This window comes from Pseudomonas sp. P2S-1 (assembly GCF_057197725.1).
In genome coordinates this window covers 3,240,746-3,258,553 of the sequence record NZ_CM170068.1, presented here as the reverse complement: position 1 = coordinate 3,258,553, position 17,808 = coordinate 3,240,746, and the positions used below count along the sequence as shown (strand labels likewise).

Sequence of the window (17,808 nt, the reverse complement as noted above, 5' to 3'; positions counted from 1 at the left end):
GCGATGGGGCCAGTAGCCACACCACAAAACCCAGGCATAAAAAATGGCCGACGTCAAGTAATTTTCGAGAGTTTTCTGAAGGCCAGAAACTTATATCGGGCGCGGGGTTAGCTGAACTTCGCGCCACTTTTCGGTACTGCGGCGTTGTGAGCTAGGAGCCACACAAGAGCGTCGCGGAGGACAGCTGGGTCGCACTGCATCGAGGACTATTGCCTGCGGATGGCAGCTTGCTTCGGTATCGTAGCCTCTTAGCTTTCGATCCCTGACGCAACGACGTGGCTTGCCCATATCCGACGTTCAATCCGCGAAAGCCGATGTGATTGCCTCCACGACGACACGGACTCTGGCCGTGCGCGCCAAGTCCTGGTGCAACACCAACCACGCTTCGTAGGGCGTGGCCCGACGGCGCTCCGGCCATAGCCGAACCAGTTCAGGATCGCGCCGGGCCAGGTACTCGGGCAACTCGCCTATGGCCAGGCCGGCGCGCACAAAGGTCGCGAGCATAAGGCTTGAATCCAGTTCAGCAACCACGCGACCATGTGTCCTGGATTCACCCGCCAGCGTGTCGTCCTGCCGGCCGGTCACACCCGGCTGGTAAAGCGCAATATCGTGATCCGCAAGGCCTTGTCCGGTCTGTGGTTCGCCATGTTTTGCAAGATAGCCTCGGGTAGCGTACAGGCCGACTTCCCAGCAGCCGAGTTGGCGAACGATCAAATCCGGCTGCTCCGGCCGCAGCGTACGTACAGCAATGTCGGCCTCCCGCCGCGCAAGATCGAGCAGCCGCGTCGTAGTGCTCAGAATCACCCGCACCTCAGGATGGCTGGCGCGCAGTTGTTCAATGGCTGGCACCACGAAGTCCACCGCCAGCGCGTCGGTGGTGGTCACACGCACCTCACCGGCCACGCGCGCATCGGCACCTTCGCCGCGGCGCTCGAAGGAGACGGCCATGCGTTCCATGTCCTCGGCCATGCGCAACACTTCCAGGCCGGTGTCGGTCAGCACCAAGCCGCCTGTGGTGCGCAGGAACAGCCGACTGCCCAGCGCCCGCTCCAATCCGGTCAGACGCCGGCTCACCGTAGTCTGGTCGATGACCAGTTGCTGCGCCGCCCCGCGCAAGGTGCCGGCGCGCTGAATTGCCAGAAATATCCGCACGTCGTCCCAATTCATCACTGCCTCATTGCTCATGCTGCAAATATGCAGCCATGGGTTGCTATTTTGTGCATTTTCACATGGAAGGCATATCCTTAGCATGGGGTTCATCCCTTCTGAACCTTTAACGCGCAGCCCGCACGCCTGGCTGCCGGGAACTGTCATGCCTCGCTTATCGTTCATTCTGACCGTCGCCATGCTGAGTGCCTTCGGCCTGATTGCGTCGGACGTCTATCTGCCCGCCATACCGAACATGGCCACGGAGTTTGGCGTCGCCGACTGGCAGATGCCGCAGACCGTCTCGTTCTACCTGCTGGCACTGGCAATTGCCCAGTTAGCCTACGGGCCACTGTCGGATCGCAATGGCCGCAAGCCCGTACTGCTGGCTGGCATCGCCCTCTACATCGTCGGCTCGGTGGGCTGTGCTATCTCCGCCAGCTACAACGGGTTCCTGGCGTGGCGAATGCTGGAAGCCGTCGGCGCAGCTGCGGGCCTTGTCGTTGGCCGTGCCCTGATTGCCGACACCTGCGACAAGCGCACCTCTGCCAAGGTCTATGCGGTGATCTACCCGCTGGTGTCGCTGTCGCCAGCCTTGGCGCCGGCCATAGGCGGGCATCTGGCTGCGGCTTTCGGCTGGCGGTCTGACTTCCTGTTCGTCGCCGCGTTCGGTGTCGTGGCATTGCTAATGGTGATGATGCTGCTACCGGAAACGCTCCCCATCGCTGCCCGTACTCGGACCTCTCCCTTTGCCGGCTTCAGCCATGTCCTGCGCGACCGAACTTTTCGCCGCTATACACTGGTGGTCTGCGCGATCTATTGCGCTTGGTTCGTCTACTTGACCCAATCGCCGTTTCTTTTTTCGCGCCAAGGTTTGAGTGAGGAGCAAAGCGGCTGGCTGTACCTACCTCTGACGGCCGGCATCATCGCCGCCAACCTGCTGACCAAGCGGCTGCTTGATCGCTGGCACTACGACCGTATCCTCGCTGTCGGCATCATGTGCTTCGTACTTGGCGGGGCGGCATTCCTGGCCGTGGTGGCACTGGGGCTACATGGCGCGGCCGCTGTGGTGCTGCCGATGTGCCTGGTCAGTCTCGCCAATGGTTCGTCGCTGTCGCTGGCGGTATCTGGTGCCATTGCGAGTGAGCACGGGCATGCGGCCACCGCATCAGGACTGGTAGGGTTCTGTCAGATCGGCAGCGCCGCGCTGGTGGCAATGGGGGTCAGCGCGGCCTTCGGCACCGACCTTGGCGTGCTTTGCGGCGCGGTAATGGTGCTCGGCCTGATCGCGCTGTCCACCTGCCTGCCAAGGCCTAGAAACCGGACGAGCGTCGTCTGACTATCCTCAATGACGCTGGAACCCAAGCGCCCGGACCGTGAATGCTTCCAGCATGTGGGATTGGTTTGGTCGCAGTATTCGTTTCGTTATAGGTCTGTCGCAGCCGACTGCCAGCAGCTGAATTGGATTCGCTCGGGCGCAAAGAGGACATCGTGAAAATTTTGGCTATCTCAGGCAGCTCACGTGAAGCGTCAACGAATACGGCGTTGTTGCAAACCATGAAAAACCTAGCTCCATTGGGTGTTGATATCTCAGTTTTTTATCACCTCCATGCATTACCGGTGTTTTCGCCTGATGCCGAAGGGGAGAATACACCCTTGGTAGTTCGTGAATTCCTAGAAATAGTCTCCGCTAACGATGGCATCCTCATCTCAAGCCCCGAATACATCCGTGCAATTCCCGGCGGCCTCAAGAATGCAATCGACTGGATGGTTTCGCGCTTTGAAGTTATTGGAAAGCCCATTGTTTTGGTACATGCATCACACCGAGGTGACGATATGTTGGCTTCGCTAAGAATGGTTCTTTCGACGTTAAGCAATAATTTTCTAGAGCATCTGTTTTTACGCATACCTCTCATTGGAAAATCCCCGGAGGAAGTCGTGAGCTTTTTATGCCTGCCAGATAATGAGTCACAAATCACGTCGTTTCTACTCAAATTTGCTGCAGCAGTTCATCAAAGCAGCGGGGTGAGCCTAGCAGCCACTAATACAATTCGTTAGAAATCCGAATGAAGCATTTATGCTTCACGCGTCTTGGCAAGATGAACTTTTAATATAGAACTTTGGTTGCAGTTGCAGCCCCTCCGACGCCCGACGCCCCCAATTGAAGTGCAGCGGCTTGTGGGAGCGCGGCAAGGTTTCATACCGCAATCAGCCCGCGCCCCAATCGAGCCTCTAATCGCGCGTTACACAGACGATCCATAACGAAAGAACTCTATAAAGGCCCGCAATGCAGGACGCATCAGGCGCCGAGAAGGATAGTAGATATAAAAACCATCGAAGGGCGGACACCATTCTTCCATTACGGAGATCAGCTTGCCTTTCTGTACATCGACCGAAACGGTGTCCTCAAAAAGAAAAGCTAGTCCAACTCCGTCGAGGGCGGCCTGCCTCATCAATTCCTGCTGTGGCAGGATCACATTGCCCTTTACCCCAACGCTGATCGCATGCCCGTCCTGCTCCAATTCCCAGCGGTAGATACGTCCGCTCTGGAACCGCCGACGGATGCAGTTGTGTGCAGCCAGATCGCGGGGGTGCACGGGTTTTGGATATCTGGCGAAGTAATCGGGGGCACCGACAATCATGCCGCGCCGTGGTCCGCCCGCACGTACCGCGATCATGTCGACCTCCAGGCTCTCCCCAAGCCTGATCCCGGCGTCGCACCCGTTCTCGACGATGTTCTCAAACGTATCCGAAACGCGAATATCGAGTTCTATCGCAGGATAGAGCGTGGTGAACGCTGGCAGGCGACGCATGATGACTTCCTGAACGGCGAGGAGCGGCATCGTGATCCGTAATGGGCCGGAGGGGGCAACGGCTCCCTCCGTGACTTCCGTGAACCCCGTTTCGATCTCGGCGAGGGGACCAGCGACTCGCGCCAGAAGGCGTTCGCCTTCCTCCGTCGGGCGTGTTGAACGTGTGGTCCTTGCCAACAACCGCAGCCCCAGGGCGTCCTCCAACGTGGAGACAGCGTGACTGACGGCAGAAGGCGCGATGCCGAGTTGATCGGCCGCCGCGCGAAAGCTGCCTGTCTTGGCGACGGCAACGAAAACGACGAGTTGGGAAAGCTGCGTTCTATCCATTGTTCTAAATTTTAGATCAACACAATCTCTTTCGCACGGATTATCAGTGCTAGTCGCTCGCACTACCATGCTCGTATTCCGGTTAATTTCACTGAGGAACACGTTATGGAACATCGCAAATTAGGGAAAATCGACGTCTCTGCTATCGGCTTGGGCTGCATGGGGCTGAGCCAGGCCTATGGTGTCCAAGATGAAGCTAGTTCGATCCAGACTTTGCATCGCGCAGTCGAACTTGGGGTCAACTTCTTCGATACTGCCGAGGTTTATGGCCCTTATCGCAATGAAATGCTTCTGGGCAAGGCACTGAAGCCCTACCGGGAGCGCGTGGTCATCGCGACAAAATTTGGTTTCGTCTACAACCGGGATCGAAGCGATTTCGGTGAAATCACCGGAACAGATGGCAGCCCTCGAAATGCCCGCGCCGTCGCAGAAGCCTCTCTGAAACGGCTCGATACAGACGTCATCGACCTCTACTATCTGCACCGTGTCGATCCGGCGGTGCCCATCGAAGAGAGTGTCGGCGCAATGGCCGAACTGGTAACCGAGGGCAAGGTGCGCGCGATCGGTCTTTCCGAAGTATCTGCCGATACCCTGCGCCGGGCTCATGCCATCCACCCGATCACCGCCTTACAGAGCGAATATTCTCTGTGGACGCGTGATGTAGAAACCAATGGCGTTCTTGATAGCTGCCGCGAACTGGGCATTTCCTTCGTGCCTTTCAGCCCGCTGGGCCGTGGTTTCCTGACTGGCAAGGCGCCCGCCACCGCTACGTTGGAAGCGGGCGATTTTCGCCACAATCTGCCGCGCTTCCAGCCTGGGCACGTCGAGGCGAACCGCAGATTGGTCACGGTGATCGAAGAAATCGCCGCAGCGAAAGGCGTGAGCGCAGCACAGGTCGCCCTAGCTTGGGTGCTGGCCCAGGGCAGCGACATCATTCCGATCCCCGGTGCGAAACGCCTCGAACATCTAGAGCAGAATGTCGCCGCAGCCAGCCTAAATTTGGCCGAAAAGGAATGCGCACTACTCGAAGCGACGTTCTCACCCGAAAACATCTCGGGCGACCGATACCCTGCAGCGTTCGAGGCGATGGCTCAGAAATAGAGTTACTGCTGTCAACGCAACCGATGAAAGCAGTTGCTGGTCGAAAGACCGGCGGCGCGCGAGGTCAGATGTCTCCGGAGCGTGAGGCTGGTCTCCAGACGGCATGGCCTGATCGCCATCAGTTACGCCTCTTGAATCCTCGATCCCCAGCCATGAACGCCTCGAGCATGTGCGGGATCAGTGTCACTGCATCGACCGCCTCGCCATACGCCTGCGCATGTACTGCGGCGTAGCGGTCGAGGTCGGCTTTCAGGCTGGCCGGGCAGGCAAAGGTCAGCTTCGTGGATTCCGTTTTTGGTAGCGGCCCGAGCCGCAGCTTGCGCGTGGTCATCGTGAAGTCCCTTTGTTGAAGAACAACGGCTGGTAGGGCCGCAGCATCAAGTCACGGTTGGCGATGATGCGAACCGGCAGGCCCGGCCGCTCGGTCAGCGTCGGCTGGATGTTCATGTTGCGCCGGGTCATCTCCTGTCCGACCTGATTGATGCTGTCCTGCGCGCTGTCGCGGCCGGCGATGATGATGCGGTCGGCGTCCTGGCTGTTCTCCGGCGCGGCCAGCTCGGCGCCGACGCCCAACAGCGTGGTCAATGCCGCACCGGCGAAGATGCGGCCCCAGTGGTAGTCCACGTCGTCTTCCAGCCCGGCATAGCCGGCCGGGTCGGCTCCGACCAGGTTGTCGAGCGTGAGCGAAGACGTGTCGGGCAGGATGATCCGGTTCCACACCACCTGCACGCGGCTTTGTCCGTAGCTGACTTGGCTGTTGTAGCGGCCCAGGATGCGCGAACCCTTCGGGATCAGCAGAAAGCGCCCGGTAGCTGTGTCATAGACAGGCTCCGTCACCGTGGCGATCACATCGCCCGGCAAATCCGACTTGATGCCCGTCACCAGCGCCCCGGCGATGACCGTCCCGGCCATCACCTGATACGGCGAGGCCGGCAGAGTCAGATTGCCGGAATTACGGGTCTCTGTACTTCCGGCTTTCTGGAATGCCTCTTTCTGGTCTTGCCGGTTCTGCACCGCCGTCGGGTCGGCAGGCTGGGCCGCCGTGGAGGCCGGCCCTGCAGCCATCGGGTCGAACGCCGCATTGGCGGCGAAGCCCAGTGTGGCGGCGACCTGCGATTGCGCCGCCGGCGCGGCTTTCTGCGTACCTGAGCGGAAGAACACGGACGATGCTGCGGCCGCTTCGGCTTCCTTGCGCAGCGCATCGTTGGGGTCGTGGCCAGGGGCCGTGTAGGTTGCCGTCACGGGCTGCTGCGACTTGACGATGGCGGGGCCAAGATCGCCCGGCAGCGGCGGCCCCAGTTCGGCCACCGTGGGCGGCAAGGCCCGCGGCAGCTTGGAGTAGTCCGCCGGCAGCGCATCCAGTCCTTCGGACTTGGAGACACGATCGACGTTATAAAGCTCGGTCTGCTCGTTGGCCCCCCGCCGCTGCGGTTGCAGCGACCACATCAGCGCACCGAGCACGACGACTGACAGGCCGCCAGCGAGGATGGCCACCGTGCGTCGGTTCAGGCGCGTGACCGGGCGCGGCTGGGCGCGTAGCGCCACCGACTCCGGTGTGATCTTGCCCGCCGCCTGCGGCGCGGCGATGTCGGGAGTGTCGTCCTGGCTCATGGTCAGTTCCTCCGCGCAATGCCATCTGTGCGCTCGATCCGCACCACGTCGCCCTTGTCGCCGCCCAGGCGCAGTTCGGCCGCTCCGAACAGGCGATCCACGATGTAGTACGGCGAGCGGAAACGGTAGTTCACTAGTTGCCCGTCTCCTTGCGCGCCGATCACGAACAACGGCGGCAGTTCGCCTTGCGAGATGCCCGGCGGAAACTGGATATAGACCTTCTCGCCATCATCGAAGGCGCGCAGCGGCTTCCACGGCGGATTGCTGCCTGACACCGCGTATCGGAAGCGGATCTTCTCCAGTGACAGGCCGGAATCGACCGGCGCGGCAGCGCTGGCAGCCTGCGCCTGGCGCTGCAAGGCCAGCATCCGGTCTTTCGGGTAGTCCCAGGACACCGATGCCATCCACGCCTTCTCCGTCGAAGTCAGCTCCAGCAGATAGTTGCGGCGGCTGGTGGTGATGACCAGATTGGTCTTCATCCCGGAACGGATGGGCTTCACCAACACATTGACGCGCAGATCGGCCCCGCTGCCACTGGACGTGTCGCCCACGATCCAGCGCACGGTATCGCCGGCGGCGACCGTCACCAGTTCCTCGCCCGCTTGGAGCGATACCACCGTCACGCGCCCCGGCGAGGCATAGACCTGATAAAGCGCGCCGTCGGTGAAGGGCCACACCTGAATCGCATTGACGTAGCCCTCGCGCGTGGGCGCAATGCGCGCCTCGGCGTTGGCGCGGGAAACGCGCACCTTCTCGTCGGCGGGCTCCGGCGCAGCCGGGGCCGTATCGACCTCCGGCAGCGGCTTCAACTGCGCAGGCAGCGCCAGCGGCTCGGGGACGGCGACGACTTCCACCGGCGCGGGCGGTTCGGGCAACGGCTGCGCCTGCACCGGCTCATCGAGCGAAATGGACGGCGGCGGCTTGCCTTGGGAGGCGCAGCCCGACAGGGCTGCGAGCATCAACACGAAAGCGTAAAAGCGGAAAGGCAGGTTCATGGCTTGGCTCCTTCGGAAGAATCCAGTTCGCGGCTCCAAGACAGGCCGTTGACGTAGATCCCCAGCGGGTTCTTGCGCAGGCGCTGTTCGGTGCGCGGGGTTTGCAAGACGGTGGAAAGCACGGCGTTCCAGCGCTCGGTGCCGGCGGGCGCGCCGTTGACATACCGCTGCTCTGTCCAGCGCACGTTGAACGACGTGTCACTGGCACGGGTCACGCTGGTGATCTGCACCGTCACCGACTCGCGGCCGACACGGGCGAACGGATCGTTCTTGCCGGCGTAATCGTTCAGCACCGCCGCACCCCGGTCGGTGGTGTAGTCGTAGGCATCGAGCCAGTTCTGGCGCACGACGATAGGGTCGATGGACAGCGAGCGCACCAGCGTCACGAAGCGCGCCAAGTGGTGCGCGATCTGCGCGTCAGCCGGCTTGTACGGCGTGGCGGCTTCGCCCACGGTACGCACCTGGCCGGACTGATCCACCTCGATGACATAGGGCGTGACGATGGACTGGGCCGAACGCCACACCAGGCCACCGGCCATCAGCAGTGCGAGCGCCAGGCAGCCGAAGGCCATCAGCCGCCAGTTCTTCGCCTGCACACGGGCGGAGCCGATACGTTCGTCCCACACCTGGGCGGCGGCTTGATAGGGGGTAGCAGGCTGCGGCGTATCGGCGTAGCGCACCTGCGGTCGTTTGAATCGCATGGTTGTTCTCCTTAGAGGTCAGATATCGGAATCGCGCAGGCTCGGGCCTTGCCCGGAGCCGCCGCCGTCGCCACCGCGCAGCGTGTGGGCAGCAGTGGTCGCGGCATGGGTGGCCTGTTGGCGGCGGCGCATCTGCTTGGCCCAGGCGGGCTGCTCTTGCTTCTGCGAGCTGGCGGCAACGTCTGTAGCGGATTGGCCGGTCGTGGCTGTACCGGCGGCAGCGCCACCGGATGCGGCGGCCCCTGCGTTGGAATTGTCCGAAGACCCATTCCAGCCGGCACGGAACGAGCTGGTCATCTTCTGCTCGGCTGCGGAAGCGCCGGACGTGGCGCGGCGGCCTGCTGCCTGTGCGCCGGTCTTGGCGACATTGCCAAGGCCAGCCGCCGCGCCCCTGGCCCCGCCGCCCGCAGCGGCGGAACCAGCCTGGAACGCAGACCGTGCGCTACCCGCCGCCGACGTGGCAGCACGCGCTCCCGCGCCGGCCAGCTTCGCGGCGGCTGGCGCCATGCGTGCGCCTGCCATGACGGCACCGCCCACGCCAGTGGCGGCGGCACCGATGGCAACACCCGTGCCAACAGCGCCGACAGCGGCACCGGCCATCGCGCCTGCGCCAAGCTGAGGCGCACCGGACACTAGGCCGGTGGCGATGCCCGGGCCGAAGATGCCCAGCGCCAGCAGCGCGAGCGAGGCCAGCATCACGACAAGGGCGTGGTCGATGGAAGGCTCATCTGGATGCACCTGGAACTCCGCGAACAGACCCGAGCCGATGCCAACGATGACGGCCAGCACCAAGACCTTGATGCCCGACGACACCACGTTGCCGAGCACCTTTTCGGCGAGAAACGAAGTCTTGTTCCAGAGCGCGAATGGCACCAGCACGAAGCCCGCAAGTGTGGTCAGCTTGAACTCGATCAGCGTGATGAAAAGCTGCACCGCCAGCACGAAGAAACACAGGATCACCACCAGCCAGGCGATGAACATCACCACGATGGGGTCGAGATTCACGAACACCTCGGGGAACCCCGCCATGTCCCCGATCTGCTCCAGAATCGGTGCGCCTGCGTCGATGCCAGTCTTCGCCAGACGGCCTGGTTGAAGAAAGTTCTCCATCGTGATGGCCGAGCCGGTGGCGGTGATACCCAGTCCGGCGAACGAGCGAAACATGATGCTTGCCAGCCAGTTGAAGTTGCCGATGATGTAGGCGAAGGCACCGACGTAGAGCACCTTGCGCAGCAGCTTGGCGATCACGTCCTCGCCCTGGCCGGTGGCGTGGCTCATGGCCCAATACAAGCCGGCGATGGTCATGTCGATGACGATGAGCGTGGCGGTGAGAAACGCCACTTCACCTTGCAGCAACCCGAAACCAGAGTCGATGTAGCGCGAGAACGTATCGAGAAAACGGTCGATGATGGTCACGTCGTTCATGGCGTGTCCTCTCCAATGGGTTCATCGAAGCTCGCCGGAATCGGCGGCAGTTCGGCCAGCGTCTGGTATTCATCCGGCCCGGTCTGGCCGGCGAAGAAGCGCCGCCGGAAGGCTTCGGCAGCGACGCGGCAAGCGTCTGCTCCCACGGCCTGCATGACTTGTTGTGGATGGGCCGCGCATTGCTCGCGCAACGCCTTGAGCCGCACGGGATCGGCGGCCAGGGCGTCGGCCAGGTTCTCGGCCGGCTGCTGGCCGCAAGCGGTCAGCAGCACGGCCAGCAAGATGGGAGCGCATCGCATGGCCGCCTCCCGTCAGTTGTTGTAGAAGTTGACGGACTGCGGCGTGTACGGCGTGCCGGTGCCGAGGAAACGCCGCCGCACTTCGCGGGCGCGCTCGGTGGCCGCCGCCTGCCGCGCCAGTTCCAGCGAAGCGGCCCGGTCTTGCGTGATCTGGAGCTGCTGGGCCTGGATGGACTGCTTGGCCTGGAGCGCGAGAAGCTGGTTGGTCGCCTGCATCGCTTGCAGCGCGCCAGTGGCCGACTGGCTCTGACTCACCAGATCCGACAATGCACTTTCGTCTTGTGTCAGGTTCTGCGACACCTGCGCCTGCATACGCATCGCGGTATGCAGCCCATTCAAGGTGTTCTTCCAACGTTCCTGCGCGTCGCGCAGCATCTGGTCGCCGCTGACGGTAGCGGCGTACTGCTCGGGGTACAGGCGCGAGAACATGGCATCCATGCGCTGCACGTCGTAGGCCAGCCCCTGCGCCTGAGCGATCAGTTGGCGTGTGGTGTCCAGGTTGCTGCGCAGCCGGTTGACCACGTTGAATGGCAGGCTCGCCAGGTTGCGCGCCTGGTTCATCAGCATCTGCGCTTCGTTCTGGAGCTGGTTGATCTGGTTGTTGATCTGCTCCAGCGTGCGCACGGCGGTCAGCGTGTTCTGCACGAAGTTGGACGGGTCAAACACCGTCAGCGCAGACGCCGGCTGCGAAGCCAGCAGCGACACCGACAGTACGGCGGCGAGCGTTGCAGAAAGAGTACGGGTTTTCATGGCAGGTTCTCCTATCGTGGTTGGCAAAGAAAAAATGCCGCCGCAGGTGAGGACGGCAGCAGATCAGCCGCCCAATCCAGGCCGCGATGGCGCAGCCACGCACCGGCAAAGCCCGGCGTGCCTGCGTCCGACTGCACGCGATCCATATCGCGTTGGTCTTGCGGGGTGGATGCACCGGCAAAAGCCAGCGTGGCTGGCCCCAGGTCGAGGTCGAACAGGCGATTGCCAAGACGCGATTGGTAGTAGTAGTCACGCTTGGGCTGCGCGGTCGCCACGATCTCGATCTGGCGGCTGTTGAGGCCGAAGCCTTCGTAGATCGTGCGGATCTGCGGCTCGGAGGCCTGCGGGTTGGGCAGAAAAATCCGACTGGCGCAGCTTTCGATCACCGCCGGGGCAATGCTTGAATCCTTGATGTCGGCCAGCGACTGCGTGGCGAAGATAACGCTGACGTTCTTCTTGCGCAGCGTCTTGAGCCACTGCCGGATGCGGGCGGCGAACACTGGGTCATCAAGGAACAGCCAGGCTTCATCGAGAATCAACAGCGTGGGCGCGCCGTCAAAGCGTTCATCGAAGCGGGCGAACAGGTAGCCCAGCACGGCCAGCACCGCCGCCTTGCTGTGCATCAGTTCTTCCATCTCGAAGCCTTGCACGCTGCCGGAACCCAAGCGGTCGGCATCGGCGTCCAGCAACTTGCCGTGGGCACCGCCCAGCACATACGGCGCAAGCGCCTGGCGCAGTGCGTTCGATTGCAGCAGCACCGACAGGCCCGTCAGCGTGCGCTGCTCCACTGGCGCACCTGCGAGACTGCCGAGTGCCGACCAGATCGCGGCCTTCTCGTCCGGGCCGATGGTTACACCTTCGTGTTCCAGACGGCCTTCCACCCATTCGGCGGCCCAGGTGCGGTAGCCCTCCTGGTCGATGCGTGCCAGTGGCTGGAACGCAATCGCCCCGTCGTTGCCCAGGTCGTAATGCTCGCCGCCCAGCCCGAGGATGGTGGCGCGCATGGAGCGGCCCATATCGAAGGCGAAGATGCGCGAGCCGGGATAGCGGCGAAACTGCATCGCCAACGTGGCGAGCAACACCGACTTGCCCATGCCGGTCGGCCCGGCGACCAGCGTGTGGCCCACGTCGCCGATGTGTGTCACCAGCCGGAACGGCGTCGCGCCATCGGTACGGGTGACGATCAGCGGCGGGCCATCCAGATGCGCGTTCCTCTCCGGGCCGGCCCACACGGCGGACAGCGGCATCATGTGCGCCAGGTTCAGCGTCGAGACGATGGGTTGGCGCACATTCGCATAGGCATTGCCAGGAATGGACGACAGCCAGGCATCCACCGCGTTCAACGTCTCGGGGATAGTCACGAAGCCCCGCCCCTGGATGACTCGCTCCACCATGCGCAGCTTTTCATCGGCTACGGCGGCATCGCCGTCCATGACCGTGACAGTGGCCGTCAGGTAGCCGAAAGACACCTGATCGCTGCCCAGCTCCTGCAAGGCGGCATCGGCATCGGCGGCCTTGTTGTTGGCGTCGGTATCGACCAGCGGGCTTTCCTGCTGGAAGATCGTTTCACGCAACAGCGCGACGACATTCTTGCGCTTGGCGAACCACTGGCGGCGCAGGCGGCCGAGTTCCTTTTCCGCCTCGGCTTTGTCCAGGCACAGAAAGCGCGTGCTCCAGCGGTAGCCAAAGCCAAGGCGGTTGAGGTCGTCCAGAATCCCCGGCCAGGTCGAGGTCGGAAAGCCCCGCACCGACACCACGCGCAGGTGCTGGTCGCCCAGCATGGGGGCAAGGCCACCGACCAGCGAAGCATCGGCCAGCAGTGCGTCGATGTGGAACGGAACGTCGGGCACGCCGACGCGATACCGCCGCGTGGACACCGTGGCGTGCAGGTAGGTCAGCGTTTCAGTGTCATCGAGCCAGGCAATCTCCGGCATCACGCCATCGAGCAGGTCGAATACTCGATCCGTTTCCGCCACGAAGGCTTCCAGCCGACCCTGCCAGTCCACGCCGTCACCCGGCGCGTTCTCATAGAGCAGCTTGGCGGCGCGGGCGCGGGATTCCTCCGACGGCAGATAGGTCAGTGTCAGGTGGTATGCGCTCTCGTAGTGGTGGCCGGACTCCTCGAAGGTGGCGCGCCGTTCTTCATCGACCAGCCAGGACAGCGGTTCGGGGAAATCGGAGTGCGGATAGTCCGCCGCCGGCCTGCGCTCGGCTTCGATGAACAAGGCCCAGCCCGAACCCAGCCGGCGCAGTGCGTTGTTGAGCCGCGCCGACGTGGCGATCAGCTCGCCTTGTGTGGCGCTGTCCAGATCCGGCCCGCGAAAGCGTGCGGTGCGCTGGAACGAACCATCCTTGTTCAGCACCACGCCCGGCGCGATCAGCCCGGCCCAGGGCAGCCAGTCGGCCAGCAGCGCGGGGCGCTGGCGGTATTCGACAAGGTTCAGCATGTCGGCATCCCCCTATACGTCCAGCAGCGGCTTGTGTTTGATGTGCCGGGCGAAGACCTGCATGAACTGCGGATCGACACGCGCACCCCAGACCGCCAGCGAATGGCCGACAAGCCAGAGCACCGCGCCGGGAATCCACAGTTGCAAGCCCAGCCCAACAGCGGCGGCCAGCGTGCCGTTGGCAATCGCCACGGTGCGCGGCGCACCGCCCAGCAGGATCGGCTCGGTCAGCGAGCGATGCAGTGGCACTTCAAAGCCCGGAAGATCGGTGGCCGTGCTCATACGACGGCCCCGCCGGAGAAGCTGAAGAACGACAGGAAGAACGAGGACGCGGCGAACGCGATGGACAGGCCGAACACGATCTGGATCAGCTTGCGGAAGCCGCCGCTGGTATCACCGAACGCCAGCGCAAGCCCCGTCGAGATGATGATGATCACCGCCACGATCCGGGCGACTGGCCCCTGGATGGATTCGAGGATGGAGGTCAGCGGCCCTTCCCACGGCATCGAGGAACCGGCGGCCTGCGCCGTGCCCGCCAGCAACAGCATCAGCGCGGCCAGCAGCAGCCCTTGCCCTGCGGGACGGGTCAGGCGGCGCAGCCGCGCCATGCTGGACAGGCGAGAAATCGGGTTTACGGAAAGACGGAAAGCATCAACGTGCGTCATGGCAGTTCTCCAGGTTGTTCAGGGATCGAGGAAGGCGCAGCGGCAGCGGCTGCAAGAGGAACCGGCGGCAGCTCGGGAAACGGTGTTTCCAGCGCATCCGCCAGGCGATAGCCCGCACCGTCGAAGCCGACGACACGGGAAATGGTTTCAACGTGGCGCTTGCGGCCACGGCCTGCGATGTGGATCACGACATTGACCGCCTCGGCGATCAGGGCGCGGGGCGGATTCACTGCCACTTCGAGGATCAGCTGCTCCAAACGCAGCAGTGCGCCCAAGGCCGAGCCGGCATGGATGGTGGCGATGCCGCCGGGGTGGCCGGTGCCCCAGACCTTCACCAGATCCAGCGCTTCACCGCCGCGCACTTCGCCGACGATCACGCGATCCGGGCGCAGGCGCATCGTGGCGCGCACCAGCTCCTGCATCGACACCACGCCCGCACGGGTGCGCAGCGGTACATGGTCGCGGGCCACGCATTGCAGTTCGATGGTGTCTTCGAGCACCAGCACGCGGTCGCCGGTGGCGGCGATCTCGGCCAGCAAGGCATTGGCCAGCGTGGTCTTGCCGGTGCTGGTGCCGCCAGCAATCAGAATGTTCTGTCGCTCGCGCACGGCATGGCGCAGGAACTCGGCCTGCCCAGCGGTCAGGATGCCGTCGGCCACATAGCGATCCAGACCGATGATGCTCACGGCACGCTTACGCAGCGCAAAGGCCGGGCCGGGCGCGGCCGGCGGCAAGATGCCCTCGAAGCGCTCGCCTGTCTCCGGCAGTTCAGCGGTCAGCAGCGGCTGGCCGCGATGCACCTCCGCGCCAACGTGCGCCGCGACCAGGCGGATGATGCGTTCGCCATCGGCCTCGGAAAGTTCTACGCCCAGTGGTGCACGGCCCGACGACAACCGATCGACCCATAGCGTGCGGTCGGGGTTGAGCATGATTTCCACCACGTCCGGGTCTTCCAGGGCAGCAGCGATCACCGGCCCCATCGCCGTGCGTAGCATCTGGATGCGGCGATCCTGAGATGCCGCAGCGGATGAGCGCGGTTCTGGTGGGATTTGTGGAACGGCGCTCATGAGGCCCGCTCCGCAGCACGTTCATAGGCCTGTGCCTCTACGTCATCCATCCGCATCGGGTCGGGATGCAGATCTTCCACCACGTCGCGCACCAGGCTGCGGCCACGCAGCAGGTGGCGGCTCAACTGTTCGACGAACTGCTCAAAGCGCGCCTTGCCCTGGGCGCGGGCCGCGTCCTGATGGGCCTCCGGCACCGGCGTGCTGACAGTCAGGTAGTAGCGGACGAACAGCGCCAGCGTTTCGATCTGGATGTTCTGGTCACGCTCCAGGCGCTCGGCCTGCCGCGACAGGCGATCCAGCCGCTTGGCAATTGCTGCCTCGCGTTGGTCGCCCGCATCGGGCGACAGCCAAGACGCCAGCGCCGCCGCGACAATGGATGACTTGGATACGCCCTTCTTGGCGGCCAGTTCATCGAGGCGCTTGGCGTGCTCCTGCTGGATGAACAGGTTCAATCGGTATTGGCTCATAAGTCGATTCCGTCGTTAGGGTCGAGGGAGGCCAGCCGTGCCGTGCGCTGCATGGCCGGATCGAGCTGGCCGGGAAGCGGCAGCGGTAAGTCGTCGTCATCAAGCAGCGCCAAGTCGCTGGGCGTGTATTCCGGTTCGGGGTCGTAGGCGACGGTTTCGGACAGCTCGGGCTGACGGCGGGGGCCGCCGTCGTCGGAGCCACCCAAGTCATCGGCGGACGCCGTGGCCTGTGCCGCAGGTACGGCCGGGATCGCCAAACCGCTCCAGTCATCGGGACGTGCAGGCGGCACATCGGCATAGCGGCCTGCCGTTAGCGCAGGCGGCGGCAGCACCCGCTGCTTGAAATTGGCATCGGCGTAGTAGCGCAACTTCTTGGCCCTGATCGGCGCGACGCTGGACACCATCACCACTGATTCGTCTGGCGGAAGCTGCATCACTTCGCCGGGCGTCAGTAGCGGCCGTGCCGTCTCTTGGCGGGACACCATCAGGTGCCCGAGCCACGGGGCCAATCTGTGTCCGGCATAGTTGCGCTGGGCGCGCAGTTCGGTAGCCGTGCCAAGCGTTTCGGAGATCCGTTTCGCCGTGCGTTCGTCATTCGTGGCGAAGGTCACGCGCACATGGCAGTTGTCCAGAATCGAATGGTTCTGCCCATACGCCTTGTCGATCTGGTTGAGCGACTGCGCGATCAGGAAACTGCGGATGCCATAGCCCGCCATGAAGGCAAGCGCCGTCTCGAAGAAGTCCAGCCGCCCCAGCGCCGGGAACTCATCAAGCATCAGCAGCAGCTTGTGGCGGCGCTCGATGCCGTCGGAGCCATCGAGCGATTCGGTGAGCCGTCGCCCGATCTGATTGAGGATCAGCCGAATCAGTGGCTTGGTGCGGCTGATGTCCGAAGGCGGCACTACCAGGTACAGCGACACCGGATACTCAGAAGCGATCAGGTCGGCGATGCGCCAGTCGCAGCGTGACGTGACTGCGGCCACGGTGGGGTCACGGTATAGACCGAGGAACGACATGGCGGTGGACAGCACGCCTGACCGCTCGTTGTCCGACTTGTTGAGCACTTCGCGGGCAGCGGATGCAACGACGGGATGCTGGGCATCGCCCAGGTGCTTGGTCGTCATCATCCGGTGCAAGGTCAGCTCGAACGGGCTGGCCGGATCGGACAGGAAGTTGGCGACGCCGCGCAGCGTCTTGTCTTCGCCTGCATACAACACATGCAGGATCGCGCCGACCAGTAGCGCGTGGCTGGTCTTCTCCCAGTGGTTGCGCTTCTCTAGCGCGCCTTCGGGATCGACCAGGATGTCGGCGATGTTCTGCACGTCGCGCACTTCATGCGCGCCGCGCCGCACTTCCAACAGCGGGTTGTAGGCCGCCGAACTGGCATCGGTCGGGTTGAACAGCAGGCAATTCGAGAAACGCGAGCGCCAGCCGGCTGTGATCTGCCAGTTCTCGCCTTTGATGTCGTGGATGACTGCGGAGGCGGGCCAGGAAAGCAGCGTCGGTACCACCAGGCCCACGCCCTTGCCGGAGCGCGTCGGCGCGAAGGTCAGAACGTGTTCCGGCCCTTCGTGCCGGAGGTAGTGGCCATCATGTTGGCCGAGAAAGACCCCAGCGGGCTGCGTCAGCCCGGCCTTGCGAATGTCGGCGGTATTGGCCCAGCGTGCCGAGCCATAGGTCGTAACCTTGCGCGCCTGGCGCGAGCGCCACACCGACATGGCGATGGCAACCACTACGGCGACCAGGCCACTGCAGCCCGCAATGGCGCCGCCTATGTCGAAGACGTGCGGCGCGTAGGCATCGAAGAAGAACCACCACTCGAACAGCCGCCAAGGGTGATAGACCGGCGTGCCGAAGAAGTCGAACCAAGGCGAGCCAAGGCGTAGTTGGTAGCCCAGGGCAGCGGCTGTCCATTGCGTGGCACCCCACACACCGGCGATCACGATGCCGAAGACGGCGGCGATCTGCCCGAACAACACGCCCTGAGCTTGCAT

The 17,808-nt window shown here is 63.5% G+C and carries 18 protein-coding genes; 3 read left to right on the top strand and 15 right to left on the bottom strand.

The window, feature by feature from the left end; translation table 11 throughout:
• Window positions 1-297 precede the first annotated feature (297 nt).
• Window positions 298-1,167, bottom strand: coding sequence for a LysR family transcriptional regulator (locus AC2CQI_RS14350; RefSeq protein ID WP_484580542.1), 870 nt, complete (start codon window positions 1,165-1,167; stop codon window positions 298-300).
• Between the two features lie 145 nt (window positions 1,168-1,312).
• On the opposite strand from AC2CQI_RS14350, the gene AC2CQI_RS14345 reads away from it, so the two are divergent.
• Window positions 1,313-2,485, top strand: coding sequence for a multidrug effflux MFS transporter (locus tag AC2CQI_RS14345; RefSeq protein ID WP_484580541.1), 1,173 nt, complete (start codon window positions 1,313-1,315; stop codon window positions 2,483-2,485).
• Window positions 2,486-2,637: 152 nt separating this feature from the next.
• A complete protein-coding gene (locus tag AC2CQI_RS14340; RefSeq protein WP_484580540.1) occupies window positions 2,638-3,204 on the top strand; it encodes an NADPH-dependent FMN reductase in 567 nt (188 codons plus the stop codon).
• A 185-nt stretch (window positions 3,205-3,389) separates the two neighbouring features.
• Here AC2CQI_RS14340 and AC2CQI_RS14335 read toward each other — a convergent pair whose 3' ends face one another.
• On the bottom strand, window positions 3,390-4,286 hold the full coding sequence (locus AC2CQI_RS14335) for a LysR family transcriptional regulator (protein WP_484580539.1): 897 nt from the start codon (window positions 4,284-4,286) through the stop codon (window positions 3,390-3,392).
• A gap of 105 nt (window positions 4,287-4,391) precedes the next feature.
• Here AC2CQI_RS14335 and AC2CQI_RS14330 point away from each other — a divergent pair, with 105 nt between their 5' ends.
• A complete protein-coding gene (locus AC2CQI_RS14330) occupies window positions 4,392-5,387 on the top strand; it encodes an aldo/keto reductase (protein ID WP_484580538.1) in 996 nt (331 codons plus the stop codon).
• Window positions 5,388-5,505: 118 nt separating this feature from the next.
• On the opposite strand, the gene AC2CQI_RS14325 is transcribed toward AC2CQI_RS14330, so the two are convergent.
• The 13 genes from AC2CQI_RS14325 to AC2CQI_RS14265 are packed head-to-tail and all read right to left on the bottom strand — an operon-like array spanning window position 5,506 to window position 17,808.
• Window positions 5,506-5,718 carry a DUF2274 domain-containing protein gene (locus AC2CQI_RS14325; RefSeq protein WP_484580537.1) on the bottom strand — a complete coding sequence of 71 codons (213 nt, stop codon included), beginning with the start codon at window positions 5,716-5,718 and terminating at the stop codon, window positions 5,506-5,508.
• A complete protein-coding gene (locus AC2CQI_RS14320) occupies window positions 5,715-6,998 on the bottom strand; it encodes a TraB/TrbI/VirB10 family type IV secretion system protein (protein WP_484580536.1) in 1,284 nt (427 codons plus the stop codon). Before AC2CQI_RS14320 ends, AC2CQI_RS14325 begins: the two co-directional genes overlap by 4 nt.
• A gap of 2 nt (window positions 6,999-7,000) precedes the next feature.
• Window positions 7,001-7,993, bottom strand: coding sequence for a P-type conjugative transfer protein TrbG (trbG, locus tag AC2CQI_RS14315; protein WP_484580535.1), 993 nt, complete (start codon window positions 7,991-7,993; stop codon window positions 7,001-7,003).
• Window positions 7,990-8,694, bottom strand: a complete 705-nt coding sequence (trbF, locus tag AC2CQI_RS14310) for a conjugal transfer protein TrbF (protein ID WP_484580534.1) — start codon at window positions 8,692-8,694, stop codon at window positions 7,990-7,992. The genes trbG and trbF overlap by 4 nt, the downstream gene beginning before the upstream one ends.
• 18 nt (window positions 8,695-8,712) lie before the next feature.
• The gene (gene trbL, locus AC2CQI_RS14305; protein ID WP_484580533.1) at window positions 8,713-10,119 is read right to left on the bottom strand and encodes a P-type conjugative transfer protein TrbL; all 1,407 of its coding nucleotides are present in this window, start codon (window positions 10,117-10,119) and stop codon (window positions 8,713-8,715) included.
• On the bottom strand, window positions 10,116-10,418 hold the full coding sequence (locus tag AC2CQI_RS14300) for a hypothetical protein (protein ID WP_484580532.1): 303 nt from the start codon (window positions 10,416-10,418) through the stop codon (window positions 10,116-10,118). The genes trbL and AC2CQI_RS14300 overlap by 4 nt, the downstream gene beginning before the upstream one ends.
• A gap of 12 nt (window positions 10,419-10,430) precedes the next feature.
• Window positions 10,431-11,168, bottom strand: a complete 738-nt coding sequence (gene trbJ, locus AC2CQI_RS14295) for a P-type conjugative transfer protein TrbJ (protein WP_484580531.1) — start codon at window positions 11,166-11,168, stop codon at window positions 10,431-10,433.
• An 11-nt stretch (window positions 11,169-11,179) separates the two neighbouring features.
• Window positions 11,180-13,615 (bottom strand): conjugal transfer protein TrbE, encoded by a 2,436-nt coding sequence (gene trbE / locus AC2CQI_RS14290; protein ID WP_484580530.1) that lies wholly within the window; start codon window positions 13,613-13,615, stop codon window positions 11,180-11,182.
• A 12-nt stretch (window positions 13,616-13,627) separates the two neighbouring features.
• Window positions 13,628-13,897: a VirB3 family type IV secretion system protein gene (locus AC2CQI_RS14285; RefSeq protein ID WP_484580529.1), complete on the bottom strand. Its 270-nt coding sequence runs from the start codon at window positions 13,895-13,897 to the stop codon at window positions 13,628-13,630.
• Window positions 13,894-14,280: a TrbC/VirB2 family type IV secretion system protein gene (locus AC2CQI_RS14280; RefSeq protein ID WP_484580528.1), complete on the bottom strand. Its 387-nt coding sequence runs from the start codon at window positions 14,278-14,280 to the stop codon at window positions 13,894-13,896. The genes AC2CQI_RS14285 and AC2CQI_RS14280 overlap by 4 nt, the downstream gene beginning before the upstream one ends.
• Window positions 14,277-15,347 (bottom strand): P-type conjugative transfer ATPase TrbB, encoded by a 1,071-nt coding sequence (gene trbB / locus AC2CQI_RS14275; protein WP_484580527.1) that lies wholly within the window; start codon window positions 15,345-15,347, stop codon window positions 14,277-14,279. Before trbB ends, AC2CQI_RS14280 begins: the two co-directional genes overlap by 4 nt.
• The gene (locus AC2CQI_RS14270) at window positions 15,344-15,814 is read right to left on the bottom strand and encodes a CopG family transcriptional regulator (protein WP_484580526.1); all 471 of its coding nucleotides are present in this window, start codon (window positions 15,812-15,814) and stop codon (window positions 15,344-15,346) included. The genes trbB and AC2CQI_RS14270 overlap by 4 nt, the downstream gene beginning before the upstream one ends.
• The gene (locus AC2CQI_RS14265) at window positions 15,811-17,808 is read right to left on the bottom strand and encodes a conjugal transfer protein TraG (protein ID WP_484580525.1); all 1,998 of its coding nucleotides are present in this window, start codon (window positions 17,806-17,808) and stop codon (window positions 15,811-15,813) included. The genes AC2CQI_RS14270 and AC2CQI_RS14265 overlap by 4 nt, the downstream gene beginning before the upstream one ends.